Source organism: Nitrospirillum amazonense, assembly GCF_007828035.1.
In the GTDB taxonomy this organism is placed as follows: Bacteria; Pseudomonadota; Alphaproteobacteria; order Azospirillales; family Azospirillaceae; genus Nitrospirillum; species Nitrospirillum amazonense.
The window spans coordinates 651,415-667,809 of sequence record NZ_VITV01000002.1 but is presented as its reverse complement, the minus strand read 5'-3'; the positions used below and the strand labels follow the sequence as shown (position 1 = coordinate 667,809).

The 16,395-nt window shown below is 68.6% G+C and carries 18 protein-coding genes; 15 read left to right on the top strand and 3 right to left on the bottom strand.

The genetic code is table 11. The annotated features are described in order from the left end of the window. Positions 1-22: 22 nt before the first annotated feature. Positions 23-487: a hypothetical protein gene (locus FBZ87_RS07010; RefSeq protein ID WP_040849383.1), complete on the bottom strand. Its 465-nt coding sequence runs from the start codon at positions 485-487 to the stop codon at positions 23-25. Positions 488-726: 239 nt separating this feature from the next. On the opposite strand from FBZ87_RS07010, the gene FBZ87_RS07005 reads away from it, so the two are divergent. Further along, a complete protein-coding gene (locus tag FBZ87_RS07005; RefSeq protein WP_145609592.1) occupies positions 727-1,986 on the top strand; it encodes an FAD-dependent monooxygenase in 1,260 nt (419 codons plus the stop codon). On the opposite strand, the gene FBZ87_RS07000 is transcribed toward FBZ87_RS07005, so the two are convergent. Then, positions 1,983-2,696, bottom strand: a complete 714-nt coding sequence (locus tag FBZ87_RS07000) for a helix-turn-helix transcriptional regulator (protein WP_145609591.1) — start codon at positions 2,694-2,696, stop codon at positions 1,983-1,985. The two genes, FBZ87_RS07005 and FBZ87_RS07000, sit on opposite strands and share 4 nt — an antisense overlap. 104 nt (positions 2,697-2,800) lie before the next feature. Here FBZ87_RS07000 and FBZ87_RS06995 point away from each other — a divergent pair, with 104 nt between their 5' ends. The 3 genes from FBZ87_RS06995 (at position 2,801) to FBZ87_RS06985 (ending at position 4,484) form a co-directional block, all read left to right on the top strand. Further along, complete coding sequence (locus FBZ87_RS06995; protein WP_145609590.1) at positions 2,801-3,358, top strand: DUF5655 domain-containing protein; 558 nt, start codon at positions 2,801-2,803, stop codon at positions 3,356-3,358. Then, positions 3,345-3,854: a hypothetical protein gene (locus FBZ87_RS06990; protein ID WP_145609589.1), complete on the top strand. Its 510-nt coding sequence runs from the start codon at positions 3,345-3,347 to the stop codon at positions 3,852-3,854. Before FBZ87_RS06995 ends, FBZ87_RS06990 begins: the two co-directional genes overlap by 14 nt. Before the next feature lie 126 nt (positions 3,855-3,980). Beyond that, positions 3,981-4,484 carry a hypothetical protein gene (locus FBZ87_RS06985; RefSeq protein WP_040849387.1) on the top strand — a complete coding sequence of 168 codons (504 nt, stop codon included), beginning with the start codon at positions 3,981-3,983 and terminating at the stop codon, positions 4,482-4,484. A gap of 126 nt (positions 4,485-4,610) precedes the next feature. Here FBZ87_RS06985 and FBZ87_RS06980 read toward each other — a convergent pair whose 3' ends face one another. Further along, positions 4,611-5,432, bottom strand: a complete 822-nt coding sequence (locus tag FBZ87_RS06980; protein ID WP_246134276.1) for a DUF2189 domain-containing protein — start codon at positions 5,430-5,432, stop codon at positions 4,611-4,613. A 298-nt stretch (positions 5,433-5,730) separates the two neighbouring features. On the opposite strand from FBZ87_RS06980, the gene ccoN reads away from it, so the two are divergent. From ccoN to FBZ87_RS06925, 11 genes are all read left to right on the top strand, one after another. Continuing rightward, complete coding sequence (gene ccoN / locus FBZ87_RS06975) at positions 5,731-7,212, top strand: cytochrome-c oxidase, cbb3-type subunit I (protein WP_145609588.1); 1,482 nt, start codon at positions 5,731-5,733, stop codon at positions 7,210-7,212. Positions 7,213-7,227: 15 nt separating this feature from the next. Further along, on the top strand, positions 7,228-7,953 hold the full coding sequence (ccoO, locus tag FBZ87_RS06970; protein ID WP_004274100.1) for a cytochrome-c oxidase, cbb3-type subunit II: 726 nt from the start codon (positions 7,228-7,230) through the stop codon (positions 7,951-7,953). A gap of 10 nt (positions 7,954-7,963) precedes the next feature. After that, entirely contained in the window at positions 7,964-8,170 is a 207-nt protein-coding gene (locus FBZ87_RS06965) for a cbb3-type cytochrome oxidase subunit 3 (RefSeq protein ID WP_088871312.1), read from the top strand. A 9-nt stretch (positions 8,171-8,179) separates the two neighbouring features. Then, positions 8,180-9,073, top strand: a complete 894-nt coding sequence (ccoP, locus tag FBZ87_RS06960) for a cytochrome-c oxidase, cbb3-type subunit III (protein WP_145609587.1) — start codon at positions 8,180-8,182, stop codon at positions 9,071-9,073. 335 nt (positions 9,074-9,408) lie between these two features. Continuing rightward, positions 9,409-10,959 (top strand): cytochrome c oxidase accessory protein CcoG, encoded by a 1,551-nt coding sequence (gene ccoG / locus FBZ87_RS06955; protein WP_145609586.1) that lies wholly within the window; start codon positions 9,409-9,411, stop codon positions 10,957-10,959. A 33-nt stretch (positions 10,960-10,992) separates the two neighbouring features. After that, a complete protein-coding gene (locus FBZ87_RS06950; RefSeq protein ID WP_246134275.1) occupies positions 10,993-11,508 on the top strand; it encodes a FixH family protein in 516 nt (171 codons plus the stop codon). Positions 11,509-11,527: 19 nt separating this feature from the next. Further along, positions 11,528-13,936, top strand: coding sequence for a heavy metal translocating P-type ATPase metal-binding domain-containing protein (locus tag FBZ87_RS06945; protein ID WP_145609585.1), 2,409 nt, complete (start codon positions 11,528-11,530; stop codon positions 13,934-13,936). Beyond that, positions 13,933-14,097, top strand: a complete 165-nt coding sequence (gene ccoS, locus FBZ87_RS06940; RefSeq protein ID WP_004274417.1) for a cbb3-type cytochrome oxidase assembly protein CcoS — start codon at positions 13,933-13,935, stop codon at positions 14,095-14,097. The genes FBZ87_RS06945 and ccoS overlap by 4 nt, the downstream gene beginning before the upstream one ends. Before the next feature lie 25 nt (positions 14,098-14,122). Next, positions 14,123-14,338 (top strand): hypothetical protein, encoded by a 216-nt coding sequence (locus tag FBZ87_RS06935; protein WP_145609584.1) that lies wholly within the window; start codon positions 14,123-14,125, stop codon positions 14,336-14,338. Between the two features lie 55 nt (positions 14,339-14,393). Further along, complete coding sequence (locus FBZ87_RS06930; protein ID WP_145609583.1) at positions 14,394-14,924, top strand: mismatch-specific DNA-glycosylase; 531 nt, start codon at positions 14,394-14,396, stop codon at positions 14,922-14,924. A 189-nt stretch (positions 14,925-15,113) separates the two neighbouring features. Continuing rightward, positions 15,114-16,340: a GGDEF domain-containing protein gene (locus FBZ87_RS06925; protein WP_186454621.1), complete on the top strand. Its 1,227-nt coding sequence runs from the start codon at positions 15,114-15,116 to the stop codon at positions 16,338-16,340. The last annotated feature ends 55 nt before the right edge of the window (positions 16,341-16,395 follow it).

Sequence of the window (16,395 nt, the reverse complement as noted above, 5' to 3'; positions counted from 1 at the left end):
AGGTACGGGCGCCTATTCTTATTCACAGATAGCTGCCGAAGATGCGCAGGTAGGGCCGCGCCTCCTGGATGAACTGCACCGTTTCATACATCAGGTCGGTCAGGCTGACATGGCCCGGCACGTCCTGCTGGCTCAGCACCAGCACCTTCTGCTGTTCATCGACGATGAAGCGGGCGGTGCGCAGGCTGGCCGTGGCGCGCAGGATGGACTGAAGCTTGGCGCGCTTCTCCGGTGCCTCGATGGTGTAGGGCAGGAAGCCGACCTCGGCCCAAATCTGGAACAGGGTGCTTTCATCCTGCGGCGTGATCGAGACGTGGAACAGCAGGCCGTCCAGGTAGAAATGGTGGCGTGAGGGCGAACGGTCGCGGTTGAGCCGCACCGTGCCGTCCTCGCCGAACAGCAGGGCGTCCTTGCCCAGCGGCAGGCCCGCCTGGGCGCTTTGCGCCAAGCCGGCGAGGTTCTGAACGGTGACGATCGCCTGTTCCATTGACTGAACGCCCTCTCAATGCTTTTAACGCCGGTTCGGCAGCAGAACAAACCGGCATCATGCTTACCCTCAGGCGCCGTTGGCCGTCCACCTTAATCCCCGGGCGCACCCCTTGAACTTGTAAAGGCGCCCTATTGCCAAGGTGCGCATTGCGGCGCGCGTGAAGCGGGAGCATATCGGCAGAGAACTAACAAGAAGTAAGCGGCCAGTTCCTGGGAACCGGGTGGGAGGACGCGGACTTGAGCAGCGATATGGATGTGGCGGTCCTGGTGGTGGGGGCCGGTCCCACGGGCCTGGCGCTGGCGGCCATGCTGGGCCGCACTGGCGTGCCCGTTCGGGTGATCGACAAGGCGGCGGGCCGCTCCCAGAAATCGAAGGCGCTGGGCGTGCACGCCGGCACGCTGGAGGCGCTGTCGGACGTGTTCGGCGTGGGCCTGCCGGCCCGCATGGTGGCCACGGGCCAGCCGGTTCGCACCGTGCATTTCCATCTGGGCGACCGGCGTCCCATCCCGGTGGACCTGGGCGGCCTGCCCAGTCCCTATAACTTCGTCCTGGTCTTGCCGCAGGGAGAGACGGAGCGCCTGCTGGCGGAGCAGGCGGCGGCCTTCAACGTCGCCGTCGATTGGAACCATGAGTTGGCCGGCCTGCGGCAGGACGGCGACGGCGTGCAGTGCGAGGTGCGCCGGCCCGATGGCGGCATCGAGCTGGTGCGCGCCGCCTATGTCGCCGGTTGCGACGGCGCCCACAGCGTAGTGCGCCACCAGGTGGGCGCCGGTTTCGCCGGTGGCTCCTATCCCGGCACCTTCCTGCTGGCCGACGTGACGCTGGACTGGGGCCCGGGGCATGGGGATTTGGGCCACGACTCCGTGCGCTTCTTCAGCACGGAGGCGGGGGCCATGGCCTTTTTCCCGATGAAGGATGCGGATCATCCCACGCTGTGCCGCCTGGTGGTGATCCCCAAGGGCGATCCGCCGGTGCCGGAGGCGGAGATCGACCTGGCCGCCTTCAGCACGCTTGCCTGCGCCGTGTCCGGCCTGCCCCTGGTGCTGGGGGAGGCCACCTGGCTGACCCGCTTCACCATCCATCACCGCATGGTGCGGCGGCTGCGCCACGGCCGGGTGTTCCTGGCCGGCGACGCCGCCCATATTCACAGCCCGGCCGGCGGCCAGGGCATGAACACCGGCATCCAGGACGCCCTGAACCTGGGTGCCCGCCTGACGGAGGCGCTGCGCCGGGGCGGGCGAGGGCGGAAGGACGAGGGCGTGCTGGACCGCTACGCCCAGGACCGCCTGCCCGTGGCGCGTGGCGTGCTGCGCGGCACCGACCTGATTTCCCGCGTCGGCCTGCTGGCCGACGGCTGGTGGGGCCGGCTGCTGCGCCGTCACCTCCTGCCCCTGATTATCGGCACCCCCTTCCTGCGGCGGCGCATCGCGCTGACCCTGTCGCAACTGCCGGTGTCGCGCCAGGAACGGCCGGTGCGGCTGGCAGCGCTGGACTAAACCCCGCTGCTGGCCATCTCCCGCGCCGCCGCCTCGCCCTTGGCGCGGCGGAAGTCGGCCAGGCGCTTGCCCGGCTCATCCCGGAACGTCTGGTCCAGCACCTCGGAAGCCCGCAGGCGGTCCAAGCGGAAGCAGCGGAAGTCCGCTTTCAATTCGCACCAGGCGATCAGCAGCCACACAGGCCCGAAAAAGCTGAGCGACAGGGGGCGGACCGATCGCTCGCTCAGGGTGCCGTTCAAGGTTTCATAAGTGATGCGCAGGTACTGCCGCCGCTGGGCGGCGCGCTTCAACTGCAGCAGGTCCACCGCCGGCGGGTGGCGGGTCACCCAGGGGGGCGCCCAGAGGATCTCCCGCGCCGCGCTGTCGCGGGCAGCCTTGGGCAGCACGGCCCGGATCTTGGTCAGCGCCATCTCCGCCTGCGCCGCCAGGGCGCCGTCGCTCCAGATGCTCAGCACCCGGGCGCCGAAGGCTAGGATCTCCGCCTCGTCCTCCGTCAGGGTCAGGGGCGGCAGGAAATAGCCCTGGCCCAGACTGAAGCCGACACCGGCCTCTCCCCGGATGGGGACGCCGGCGGCCAGCAGCGCCTCGATGTCGCGATAGACTGTGCGGGGGGAAACCTCCAGAGCCTCCGCCAGGGTGGCCGCCGTCACCACCGGGCGGCCTCGCAGCAGGTCCAGCAGGATCAACAACCTTTCCGCGCGACGCGCCATCTTGCCACCATGCTGTCAACAGGCTGACCATAGAATGCATGACGGCGCTGGCTCCCGGGAAGACGGTGCGGGTGCCAAAGCCAGGAACAAGAATGGGGGCGGCCATGGCGTCGGTGGAAGACGCGATCGCGACAATGGAACGGAACATCGAGGCGGCGTCGGGGCAGCCGGTGGCCGTGTGGGTGGGACGCATCCGGGCGCAGGGCCTGACCAAGCACGGGGAAATGGTGACTTGGCTGAAAGCGGAGCATGGCTTCGGCCACGGCTATGCCAACCATGTCGCCAAGCGCGCCTTGGCTGACGCGGCACCGCGCTCGGCCGACGATCCCGTGGCGCATTTGTTCGAGGGCAAGGCGGGGCTGCGTCCCCTCCATGACGCGCTGGTCGCGGCGGTGATGGCTCTTGGGCCCGACGTCGAGGTGGCGCCCAAGAAGGCCAATGTCAGCATCCGCCGGCGCAAGCAGTTCGCCTTGATCCAGCCATCGACCCGCACCCGCCTCGACCTGGGCCTGGTGTTGAAGTCCCGTCCCCCGGAAGGCCGGCTGGAGGCGTCCGGCAGTTTCAACGCCATGTTCACCCACCGGGTGAAGCTGGCGGCCGTGGCCGACGTGGATGCCGAAGTGCTGGCCTGGCTGAAGGAGGCGTACGATGAGGCGGTTTGAGCGCGGATTGGCCGCGGCCGCGCTGGCGGTGGCGGCGTTGATGCCCCGGGCGAAGGCGGCGGAGTCGCTGGCGGCCCTCTCCTTCCTGGTGGGCGAGCGCGTCGCCGACCCCGCTGCCGGTGCGCGGCCCAATCAGGGGGGCACGTCGGAGATCAGGCCCGACCTGAACGGCAGCCTGCTGGTGCGCCGCGACCGCACCCACATGGCCGAGGGCGGCGACCTGGACATGGTCATGACCATGTATGCGGAGGACGGACGCCTGCGCGCCGATTTCTTCGACACGGCCGGGCACGTCATCCATTATCACGTGACGGAATTGGCGCCGGGCCGGCGCGTCCAGTTCACCAGTGATCCGGCGCCGGTGGCCCCCACCTTCCGCCTGACATACGAGGGGCTGGCGGGCGGCCGCCTGGCCGTCCGGTTCGAGATCGCGCCGCCGGGCCCACAGCCGTCCTTCACGCTGTTCACCGAGGGGACGCTGTCGCCGGCGCCGTGAGAAGTGCTGCCCGGGCGGCTCCATCCCTCCGCGCATGCCGGCCCGCCCGTCGGCAGCGCTTTGATCCACCGGGTGGCCTGAGTATACAAGGGTGGTGCGGTGCCCTAGCGACAGGATGGCATACCGGTGGTCAGACGCGTCTATTCCCGCAAGGAAGTGGTGGGCCTGCTGGACGCGTTGGAGCGTCAGGCGCGCGAATCCACCCAACTGGCCAAGCAGGCCGAGGCGGCGGCCGCCCGCGACAGCTTCGAGGCCTACAACGCCTTCCGCAACAAGGTGGGGGAGTTCCGGGCCCTGTGCATCCTGGTGGAAGGCCGCCTGCGCAGCATGGACGGCCCCGTGGATGACGTGCGCGAGCGCTACGCCCAGCTGGACACCCTGATGCTGAGTCTGCTGGTGCGGGCCAGCATGCGCTTCTTCTTCGTGCTGTCGGCCAAGACCGTGCTGCCCCTGGGCGCCCGCGAGATCTTCGTGACGGAGTTGCGCAGCCTCTATGAGGCCAGCGAAAAGCTGCGCAAGCCGGAATACGCCAGCCGCTTGAACGAATCCATCCGCAGCGAGCTGGAGACGGCGGAGATGATCCTGGAAGAGATCATCGACAAGGCGCCGTCCATGTTGCAGTTCAGCTGAGCGTGTTCCCTCAATCGCCGGACGGCGGCATCCGCCGCCTTGGCTATCCTCCCTTTTCAGTCCGCTGCCGCTCCCCGAAAAGGTCCGGCGGATGCGGTCGCATCCTAGGTGACGTGAGATTGGGCCTCATGCCTCTGGTGTGACCGGCCTCACTTCCACCGGCAGCCGCACCACGTCGCGGTAGGCGTGCCAGCTGGCGTGCCCGATCAGGGGCAGCAGCGGCACCAGGCCGATGAACAGCGTGACCATGCCCAGTGCCACGGCCCCCGCGATCAGGGCGGCCCACAGCAGCATGGCGCGCGGGCTGGCCCGCACCGCCGTGATGCTGGTGGCGACGGCGGTGAGGACGCCGACGTCGCGGTCCAGCAGCAGGGGCAGGGTCACCACGCTGATGGTGAAGGTGGCCAGCGCCAGGGCGGCGCCCAGCAGGGTGCCGACGATCAGGAAGGGCAGGGCCGCCGGGGTCAGCAGCGCGGCGGCCAAGCCGTCCGGCGGCACATGCACCTCGCCTAGCATCAGGGCGTAGAGCAGGGTGGCCAGCCGCACCCAGAACAGGTGCATCAGCAGCAGCACCACGCCGAAGGCGCCGATGGCGGACAGGTTGCCGCGCCAGGCGTTCAGACAGGCGGCGGCGTCGGGCGGCAACCCCCGCTCGCGCCGGCGCGACGCCTCGTAGAAGGTGACGGACAGCAGGGGCGCCAGCAGCATGAAGCCGCCGGTCAGCGGCAGCAGCAGGGCCAGCCAGCCGTCCAGGATGGCCACGGCCGTGGCGAAGAAGCCCACCGCCGCCAGTATCAGGCCATAGCCCAGGCTGATGGCGGGCGTCGCCACCATGTCGTCCCACCCCAGCCGCAGCCAGTGCCAGGGCCGGTCCATCGGCACCCGCCGGACCGCGGGTGAGGGGTGGGTGAAAACCGGGATCAGGGTCCCGTCCGTCATCGCCGTCATGGCCTGTGCCGCTCCGCCCAGGGGTTGCAACGCCAACCGCGTTCCGGAGGCCTTCTTGCCGGGCCTTCCGTCACTCACCCAACCATACGCCAGGTTGATGGATGGCGGCTTGACGCAGGTCAATGCGGCTGGGTGTGCCCCCCATCACAGTGCCGACGCTGAGGTGCATCGGCCCCGTCGCCCGACGGACACCGCCTGGGAAACCGGGCCCGCCGATGCCCGCAATCGTTGTCTTAAGAGACGAGGTCCGGGGTTCAACCCGGGTCCCTGCCGCTTGAGCCCATATTCGGGGGGTGTCATGAGTGTAGCGGTTTCCGGGGGGGTGCCCATCACGGCGGCCCGCCCCGCCAGCCGGGAAGCCTATGTGGAGGATGTGGTCCGCGCGTTCACCATCGCGACCATGTTCTGGGGCATCGCCGCCTTCACGGTCGGCGTCCTCATTGCCTTTCAGTTGGCGTTTCCCGCGCTGAATTTCGGTTTGGAATGGACCAGCTTCGGCCGCGTGCGGCCGCTGCACACGTCCGCGGCCATCTTCGCCTTCGGCGGCAACGCGCTGCTGGGCACCTCCTTCTTCGTGGTCCAGCGCACGTGCCGCGCCCCCCTGTTCGGCGGCGCGCTGCCGGCCTGGTTCATCTTCTGGGGCTATCAGCTGTTCATCGTGCTGGCCGGCACGGGCTACCTGATGGGCATCACCCAGGGCAAGGAATACGCCGAGCCTGAGTGGTATACCGACCTGTGGCTGACCATCGTCTGGGTCGCCTATCTGATCGTGTTCGCCGGCACGCTGATCAAGCGGCGCGAGCCGCACATCTACGTGGCCAACTGGTTCTACCTGGCGTTCATCATCACCATCGCCATGCTGCACATCGTCAACAACCTGGCGGTGCCTGTCAGCTTCACCGGCACGAAGAGCTACGGCGCCTTCGCCGGCGTACAGGACGCGATGATCCAGTGGTGGTACGGCCACAACGCGGTGGGCTTCTTCCTGACCGCCGGCTTCCTGGGCATGATGTACTACTTCATCCCCAAGGCGGCGGAGCGGCCGGTTTACTCCTACCGCCTGTCCATCATCCACTTCTGGGCCCTGATCTTCCTCTACATCTGGGCCGGCCCGCACCACCTGCATTACACGGCCCTGCCGGACTGGACGCAGACCCTGGGCATGGTGTTCTCCATCATGCTGTGGATGCCCAGCTGGGGCGGCATGATCAACGGCATCATGACCCTGTCGGGCGCCTGGGACAAACTGCGCACCAACCCGTCGCTGCGCTTCACGGTCACCGCCGTCGCCTTCTACGGCATGAGCACCTTCGAAGGCCCGGTCATGTCGGTGAAACCGGTGAACGCGCTCAGCCACTACACCGACTGGACCATCGGCCACGTGCACTCCGGCGCCCTGGGCTGGGTCGCCTTCGTCACCTTCGGCGCCCTGTACTATCTGGTGCCGGTGCTGTGGCGGCGTAAGGGGCTGTGGAGCCAGACGCTGGTCGAATGGCACTTCTGGACCGCCACCCTGGGCATCGTGCTCTACATCACCTCCATGTGGGTGTCGGGCATCATGCAGGGCCTGATGTGGCGCGCCTACGACGACATGGGCTTCCTGCAGTACTCGTTCGTCGAGACGGTGGCCGCCATGCACCCCTACTACATCATCCGCGGCATGGGCGGCATCCTGTTCCTGACCGGCGCCATCATCATGGCCTTCAACCTGATCCGCACCGTGAAGCATGGCCAGCCGCTGGCGGAAGACCGGCCCGCGGGCCTGGTCGCGGCCGAGTGAGCGGAGGGACCGAAAATGAAATTCTCTCACGCCATCGTCGAAAAGAACGTCGTCATCCTGGCGCTGCTGACCCTGATCACCGTGTCCATCGGTGGCCTGGTGCAGATCGTGCCCCTGTTCTCCATCGAAACCACGATCGAGCGGGTGGGCGGGGTGCGCCCCTACACCCCGCTGGAGCAGATGGGCCGCAACATCTACATCCGCGAGGGCTGCTACGTCTGCCACAGCCAGCAGATCCGCACCTTCCGCGATGAGGTGGAGCGCTATGGCCCCTACAGCCTGGCGGCGGAAAGCATGTACGACCATCCCTTCCAGTGGGGGTCCAAGCGTATCGGTCCGGATCTGGCCCGCGTCGGCGGCAAGTATTCCAACGACTGGCACGTGGCCCACCTGAAGGACCCGCGCGCCGTGGTGCCGGAATCGATCATGCCGACCTACGCCTTCCTGGCCAGCCGTCCGCTGTCGGTGCCCAACATCCAGGATCACCTGAAGACCCTGCGCACCGTGGGCGTTCCCTATACGGACGACATGATCGCCAACGCCGCCGCCGACCTGAAGGCCCAGGCCGACCCGGACGCCGACACCAGCGGCTTGCTGAAGCGGTACCCGAAGGCGGTGGTGGGCAAGTTCAACACCGAAAGCCCGGAGCTGACGGAGATGGACGCCCTGGTGGCCTACCTGCAGATGCTGGGCACGCTGGTCGAGTTCAGCAAGCTGCAACCCGAAGACCTGCACCAGTGAGGGGGATGCCATGGAAGAGTTCCACGCCCTGATCTCGCAGGTTTGGCTGCTGTGGTTCGTGGCCTTGTTCAGCGGTATCGGCATCTGGGCCTATTGGCCCTCGCGCCGGCGCCGCCTGGACGAGTGCGCCCGTATCCCGCTGCTGGATGACGCCGACCACCCGCTGCCCGAGCGGCGGCGGCCCCTGCGGCGGACAATGCCGACTATGAAAGGCTGAGGTCCCCCCATGTCGACCCACACTGACAACCATGCCCATGCGGGCAGGGAAAGAGACGCCCACACGGGCCGGGAGACCACCGGCCATGAATGGGACGGCATCAAGGAGTTGAACACGCCGCTGCCCAAGTGGTGGCTGTACACCTTCTACGCCTGTATCGCCTTCGCCCTGGTCTACACCGTGCTCTATCCCGCCTGGCCCAGCCTGCACTCCCACACCAAGGGCGTGCTGGGCTGGACCCGGCGCGACACGGTGAAGTCCGAGCTGGACACCCGTCAGCAGGCGCTGGCGCCCTTGAAGGCCAAGCTGTTGGCCACGCCCATCGGCGACGTCGAGAAGGACCCGGAACTGCGCGGCTACGTGCAGGCCGCCGGCCACATCGCCTTCGCCGAGAACTGCGCCGCCTGCCACGGTGCCGGCGGCGCCGGGGGTAAGGGCTTCCCCAACCTGGCCGACGACGATTGGCTGTGGGGTGGCACGCCGGAGCAGATTCTGCAGACCGTCACCTACGGTGTGCGCAATTCCAACCCGGACTCCCGCGTGTCGGACATGCCGCGCTTCGGCGCCGACGGCCTGCTGACCAAAGAGCAGATCAACGACGTGGCGGAGTACGTGCTGAGCCTGTCGAACACCGGTACGGACAAGGCGGCCGCCGGCCGCGGCGCCCAGGTGTTCGCGGACAATTGCGCCGCCTGCCACGGTGAAAAGGGCGACGGCAACCCCGACGTGGGCGCCCCCCGCCTGAACGACGCCATCTGGCTCTATGGCGGGGACAAGGCCACGGTCGTCCAGACCATCACCTACGCCCGGCGCGGCAGCATGCCGGCGTGGAGCGAGCGTCTGGATCCGGCCACCGTCAAGCTGCTGGCCGCCTACGTGCACACCCTGGGCGGTGGGAAGTAAGGCCGACGGGGGGGTGGGACCCTCCTTCCCCCCATCCCCCTGACGCTTGCCTCCCCCAATACGTGTCACAGGGGGACCCCGCCCAGGGTCCGCACGAGAGAACCCCCGCCGCACCCCATCCGGCGGGGGTTTTTCTTTGCCCAGATCACAGGTGCAGCACTTTGCAAGCGGTTGTTTTCACGGCTGTGACCTGCCGTCGCGGCGCGGCAATGGCCGGCGGGCGGTTGATCTATCGCAAGGCGAGGGGAGCGGTGCGGGCATAGGGTCCGTCCATATCCGCGTTGGTGGCCCAACCGTTAGGGCTGGCCCGCGTATGGTTACTAGGATGGACTCCCATGGAAACCAATCCCCAGGACGGCGGCCTGCTGGAACGCCCGGTCGAACAACGCAAGGCGCCGCCACGTGACGGCCGCCCGCAGTCGATCAAGGCCAGCCGCGACAGCCAGGAAGGCGGCCTGTATGCCGAGCGGGTCAAGGTGTACCCCAAGGCGGTTTCCGGTCCCTTCCGTACGCTGAAATGGACGATTTTGGTCCTGTGCCTGGCGGTCTATTACACCGTTCCCTGGGTGCGGTGGGACCGCGGGCCCGGGGCGCCCAACCAAGCGATCCTCATCGACCTCGCCGCCCCGCGCGCCTATTTCTTTGGCATCGAGATTTGGCCGCAGGAGGTCTACTACATCACCGGCCTGCTGGTGTTGGGGGCCGTTGGCCTGTTCCTGGTGACCTCGCTGGCCGGGCGTGTCTGGTGCGGCTACACCTGCCCGCAGACGGTATGGACCGACCTGTTCATGGCGGTGGAGCGTTGGATCGAGGGTGACCGCGGCGCGCGCATCCGTCTGGATAACCAGCCTTTGAACCGGGAAAAGCTGCTCCGCAAGACGGCCAAGCACGCCGCCTGGCTGGCCATCTCCGTGGCTACCGGTGGGGCCTGGGTGTTGTACTTCGACGATGCGCCCACGGCGCTGAAGGCGCTGCTGACCGGTCACGCCACCATGCGTGAATATTTCTTCGTCGGCCTTTTCACCACCACAACCTATGTCCTGGCCGGTTGGGCACGTGAGCAAGTCTGCACCTATATGTGCCCATGGCCCCGTTTTCAGAGCTCGATGCTGGACGTGCATTCCCTGGTGGTGACCTATGAGGCCTGGCGCGGCGAGCGGCGCGGGCCGCACAAGGCCGGCACCAGCTGGGAAGGCCGGGGCGACTGCATCGATTGCGGCCAGTGCATCGCCGTCTGCCCCACCGGCATCGACATCCGCGATGGCCAGCAACTTGAGTGCATCGGCTGTGGCCTGTGCATCGACAGCTGCAACGAGATCATGACCAAAGTGGGCCGTCCGCCCAACCTGATCCGCTTCGACACCCTGGCCAACCAGGAGACAAAGGCGGGCGGGCAGGCCAATCGCTATCGCCTGCTGCGGCCGCGCGTGGTGATCTACACCCTGGTGCTGGCGATCGTGGCGGGGGTGATGCTGACCGCCCTGGAAACGCGCGCCACCATGGGCATCAGCGTGCTGCGCGACCGGGCGCCGCTGTATGTCACCCTGTCGGATGGCTCCTTGCGCAACGGCTACACCATCAAGGTCATCAACAAGCGGCGGGGCGAAAGCGCCTTCCAATTGGGCGTGGTCGGCCAGCCGGGCGCGACCCTGGTCGTACAGGATGTGGGCGAGGCTCATGGCAGCGATGGCGTGACGCTGCCGGTGCACGGCGACGCCGTCGCCACCTTCCGCGTCTTCGTCAGCCTACCGCGCCAGTCGATGACCCGCGATGGCGGTGCCCAGGGTTCCATCCCCCTGGTATTCAGCCTGACGGAGCAGGGGCCGGCCCCGGCACGCCCCACCTTCTACGAGGGCGTCTTCATGGGCCCCGGCGCCAAGCCCTGATCTGCCAGGCCCTGATCCTGAGGAGTGACCGTCATGACCGTCATCGACATGCCCCGCCGCCAACCGCTCAAGCCCAAGCGCTCCCTCATCCCCTGGATCTTCGTGGGCGGCATGGGCGTGGTGATCGTGGTGAACAGCATCCTGATCTACTACGCCATGCATAGCTGGACCGGCATCGTTACCGCCAAGCCCTATGAACGGGGCATCGAATACAACAAGGTGCTGGAGGCGCAGGCCCAGCAGGACGCCCTGGGCTGGGTGTTCGACGCGGATATCGAGCCGGCCGCCGACAGCGCTAAAGGGACGGGTGTGCTGACCGTGCGCATCACCGACCGCGACGGCACCGTCCTGGACGGCATGGCCCTGACCGGCCGCCTAGTGCGGCCCATCGACATCATGCCCGACGTGCCGCTGACCTTCACCGCCGCCGGCAACGGCCGCTACACCGCTACCGTCACCCTGCCCAAGCACGGGCAGTGGGACCTGAAGCTGAAGGCGGAAAAGGGGGCCAACTGGTACCACCTGACCCGCCGGCTGTTCGTGAAGTAAGGCGGATAGGACGCGCCCCATGCCCTTGGACAGCCTGACGACGCACTGCCGGCATTGCGGCCAGCCCCTGCTGGGGGCGGCGACGGAGCGGGGTGCCTTCTGCTGCCAGGGCTGTGCCGGCGCCTACACCCTGATCCATGACCTGGGGCTGGACGCTTATTACGACCGCCGGCCGGCGGAGGCCGCCGCCCCCGCCGTGGCGGACGACGGGGACGGCGCCGATCCTCTGTTGGGCCTGCCCGACGCGGTGGCGGTGGCGCCGGACGGCAGCTGCCTGCTGCGCCTCAGCATCGACGGCTTGCACTGCGGCGCCTGCCTGTGGCTGATCGAGGCGGCGGTGACCAAGCACCATCCCGAGGTGCGCTCGGCCCGGGCCAACCTGACCACCCGCTGCCTGACCCTGCGCTGGACGGGCACCCCCGCCCAGGCCGTGGAGTATGCCCGGCTGGTGACGGGCCTGGGCTATCGCGTGGCGCCCTTCGGCGGCGCCGGCGCGGGGGGCGATCCGGCGGCGGCGCAGGAACGGGCGCTGCTGCGCCGTCTAGCGCTGGCGGGCTTTGCCGCCGCCAACGTCATGCTGCTGTCCGTCTCGGTCTGGTCCGGCGCCGATGCCATGGGCGACGCCACCCGCACGCTGCTGCACTGGGTGTCGGCGCTGATCGCCCTGCCCACGGTGGCCATTGCCGGGCAGCCCTTCTTCCAGTCGGCGCTGGCGGCGCTACGGGCCGGCCGCACCAACATGGATGTGCCCATTTCCGTGGGCGTGCTGCTGACCACGGGCATGAGCGTGGTGATGACGGCCCAGCATGGGGAGCACGCCTATTTCGACGGCGCCGTCATGCTGCTGTTCTTCCTGCTGGTAGGCCGCTACCTGGACAGCCGGGCGCGGGGCCGCGCGCGGTCGGCGGCCGCCCACCTGCTGGCGCTGAACCAGGCGCCCGTGTCGGTGCTGGGCGCCGACGGCCTGCCCCAGGTCCTGCCCCCCGCCCGCGTGCCCCTGGGCGCCACGGTGCTGGTGGCGGCGGGGGAGCGCATCGGCGTGGACGGCACGGTGGCCGAGGGCGTGTCCGACCTGGACGCCAGCCTGGTGACGGGCGAGACGCTGCCCCTGGCGGTGGCACCCGGCGCCCAGGTCTTCGCCGGCATGATCAACCGCACCGCTCCCTTGCGCCTGATCGCCACCGCCAGTGGCGAGGGCACGCTGCTGGCGGAGATGGTGCGCCTGCTGGAGGCGGCGGAGCAGGGGCGGGCGCGCCATGTCCTGCTGGCCGACCGCATCGCCCGGGCCTACACGCCCGTGGTGCACCTGACGGCGCTGGCCACCTTCCTGGCCTGGGTGTTCCTGGGCCATGCCGCCTGGTACCAGGCGCTGCTGATCGCCGTGTCCGTCCTGATCATCACCTGCCCCTGCGCCCTGGCGCTGGCGGTGCCGGCGGTGCAGGTGGCGGCCAGCGGCCGGCTGATGCGCCAGGGCATCCTGCTGAAGTCCGCCACCGCCCTGGAGCGCCTGGCACCCGTCGACACCGTGGTGTTCGACAAGACCGGAACCCTGACCCTGGGCCGCCCCGACCTGCTGCCCGATCCCACCCTGGCGGCGGCGGAACTGGAACTGGCCGCCCGCCTGGCCCGCGCGTCGCGCCACCCCCTGTCGCGCGCGCTGGCCCGCGCCGCCGGTCCCGGCCCCGTGGCCGATGGCGTGGTGGAGGTGCCGGGCGGTGGCCTGCGCTGGCGGGGGCCGCAGGGCTTCGTTCGCCTGGGGTCGCGCGCCTTCTGCGGCGTGACCGACTTTGTCTATGGGGGTGTGGACGAGGGGCGGGCGGGGCCGGAGCTGTGGTTCAGCCGCTGCGGCCAGCCGCCCCGGCGCTTCCTGTTCGCCGACCGGCCCCGCCGCGACGCCGCCGCTGTGGTGGCGGAGCTGAAGGCCACCGGCTACCGGGTGGAGCTGCTGTCCGGCGACCGCGCCATCACCGCCCAGGCGCTGGCGGCGGAGGTCGGCATCGATATCGTGCGCGCCGACGCCCGGCCGGCCGACAAGTGCGCCCACCTAGCGGCCCTGCGGGCGGAAGGGCGCCGGGTGCTGATGGTGGGCGACGGGCTGAACGACGCCGCGGCGCTGGCCGCTGCCGATGTCTCGCTCAGCCCGGCCAGCGCCGTGGACGTGACCCAGACCGCGGCCGACGTGGTGTTCCAGGGCGATGGCCTGGCGGCGGTGGCGGAGACGCTGGCTGTCGCCCGGCGGGCCCGCGCCCTGGTGCGCCAGAACCTGGCCTTCACCCTGCTGTACAACCTGTGCGCCGTGCCGGTGGCCATGGCCGGCTTGGCGACGCCTTTCGTGGCGGCGGCTGCCATGTCCGGCTCATCGCTGGCGGTCATGGCCAACGCCCTGCGCCTGGGCGGTAGGAAATCCCCCGACGGAGGTCAGTCATGAACAGCCTGCTTTTCCTCATCCCCGCCGCCCTGCTGCTGGGCGGGCTGGGGCTCTGCGCCTTCCTCTGGGCGGTGCGCGACGGCCAGTTCGAGGACCTCGACGGCTCCGCCACCCGCATCCTGTACGAGGATGAAACGCCGCTGCCCAAGCGGCACACCTGATCCGTTTAGCCTGATGGAGTGAGTCATGAAAGCGTCCAACACCCTGCCGGCCGTCATCGTTCATGGCATGGGCATCATCGTGGCCGTGCTGGGCCTGTTCTTCGCCGCCGGTTCCACCGACCTGGCGGGCTACATCGACGGCCTGCTGTTCGTCGCCTTCGGCGTGCTGGTCAACTTCTTCACCATCGCCCGCACCGTCGGCGGGCATACGGACGAACTGGCGCAGCAGCCGGCGGAGTGAGGTCAAGGGGGGGGCGGCACTGGCGCGGGATGGGAACCATCCCTATCTTTGCGCCATGCTGATCCCCGATGTTCTTGTTCCCGGCCTTCACCTGGTGTTCTGCGGCACGGCGCCCAGCCGCGCCTCCATGGCGGCCAAGGCCTATTACGCCAAGCCCGGCAACGCCTTCTGGCCCAGCCTGCATGCCGCTGGTTTCACGCCCACGCGCCTGACGCCGCAGGAATATCCCACCCTGCCGGGGCTGGGCCTGGGCCTGACCGACCTGAACAAGACCCAGTTCGGCAATGACGTCGACCTGGACCCCGCCGCCTATGACGTGGCGGCCTTCGTGGAGAAGATGCGGCGCCATCGCCCCGGCGCCGTCGCCTTCACCAGCAAGACGGCCGCGTCCGTCTTCCTGGCGGGGCACTTCGGCCTGGTCGGGAGCCCGGTGTATGGCCGCCAGGCCCAGGATTTCGAGGGAATCGTCCTGTTCGTCCTGCCGTCCCCCTCCGGCCAGGCGCGGCGCTTCTTCACGCTAGGGCCCTGGCGGGAGGCGGCGGCCTTCGTGGCCCAGCGGCGCACCGCTTCCGCCCGGCTCCCCTGATTTTGCAGATCTGCATTTCCAGGTAGCGCGTGGGCATCGTCCACTCCGGTAACAGTTGTGTGCTAGTATCATCATCGGGTTCCGGTGTCCGGTTGACGGATTTATTTTCGCTGTCCTATCGCGGGCGCCCCGGTCGATTCTATGGGGAATATCCGGCCGTTATCGGTATTGCGCGGCGGTGGAAGTGAAATGCATGTCCTGACACTTCTCGACGTGAATATTCTGCTGCATGTCATCGCCGCCTTCTGTTTGTTTCCCGTCGGTCGTACGCTGAAGGCGGGCAGGGCGGTCTGGTTCTGGGTTTCCTCGAACCTGTTCAATGCAGCTGGCATGCTGATCGTCCTGACGCCCCACGCCAACCGGCCCATACCGGCGTTCAGCTTGATCGGTAACCTCTTGCTGGATTGGGGAACGATGTTGGCTTACGTCGGCATCCTCTCGTTCCTGGACCGGCCCCGGCGCACGCTCTGGCTGTTGCTTCCCGCGGCGGCGCTGTCGTGCGCCAAGATCGGCCTTTTCCTGGGGGTCGGTCTGAACTTGCCCATCAACGTCATCCTGGGTTGCGGTTGCCGCTTCCTGCTGGCGATGGGCTGCGCCTGGCTTCTGCTCCGCCATGCGGAGCGCGATCTGAGGATCGCCGCCTGGACGATGGCGGGATTCAACGTGGCCTGGGCGGCGGTGCTGCTGACCCGCATGGGTTGGGAAGCGTTGATGGTGCTGCCGCACGGCCAGGTGGTGATCGGTGACCTGCGAGATTCCACCACCTCCATAGGGCTGATGCTGCGGGCCGGCGTTACCTTCACGCTGACCCTCGGCTATTTGTGGATGGTGGGGCAGCGGTTGCAGGCGCGCCTGATCCGCCTGGCGGAGCAGGATCCCCTGACCGGCATCGCCAACCGGCGTGTCCTCTGGGAAAAGGGGGAGCGTTTGGTGGCGCGGGCCCACCAGCGGGGCGGCATGCTGGCGGTGCTGATGGTCGATATCGACCACTTCAAGGCCATCAACGACCGGTGGGGCCATGGCGTGGGTGACATGGTGATCACCCGTGTCGCGCAAACCATTGCCGGCGTCGTCCGCGCGACGGACATCCTGGGTCGCGTCGGCGGCGAGGAATTCGCGGTCGCCCTGCCGGACGCCGACATGGCCACGGTGGCCGCCGTGGCGGAACGCATCCGCCAGGCCGTCGCCGACCTGGTCGTGGACCCGCAAACGCCGCTGCGATGCACGGTCAGCGTCGGTCGCGCCAATCTCGCGCCTGGCGTGGGTTGGGCGGCCCTGGTCCATGCTGCCGACCAGGCGCTTTACCGCGCCAAGGCCGGCGGCCGCAACCGGGTGGAGGCGCACCTGTGGGACGAGGCGCCGGGGCGAGGCGCCGACGCGGAAGCCCCTGGGCTGGCCGCGGCCTGCTGGATATAGGCGACCACCGCGAGCCCTTGCCGGAGCATGCATCCAAATCGCTACTCGCTTGGCT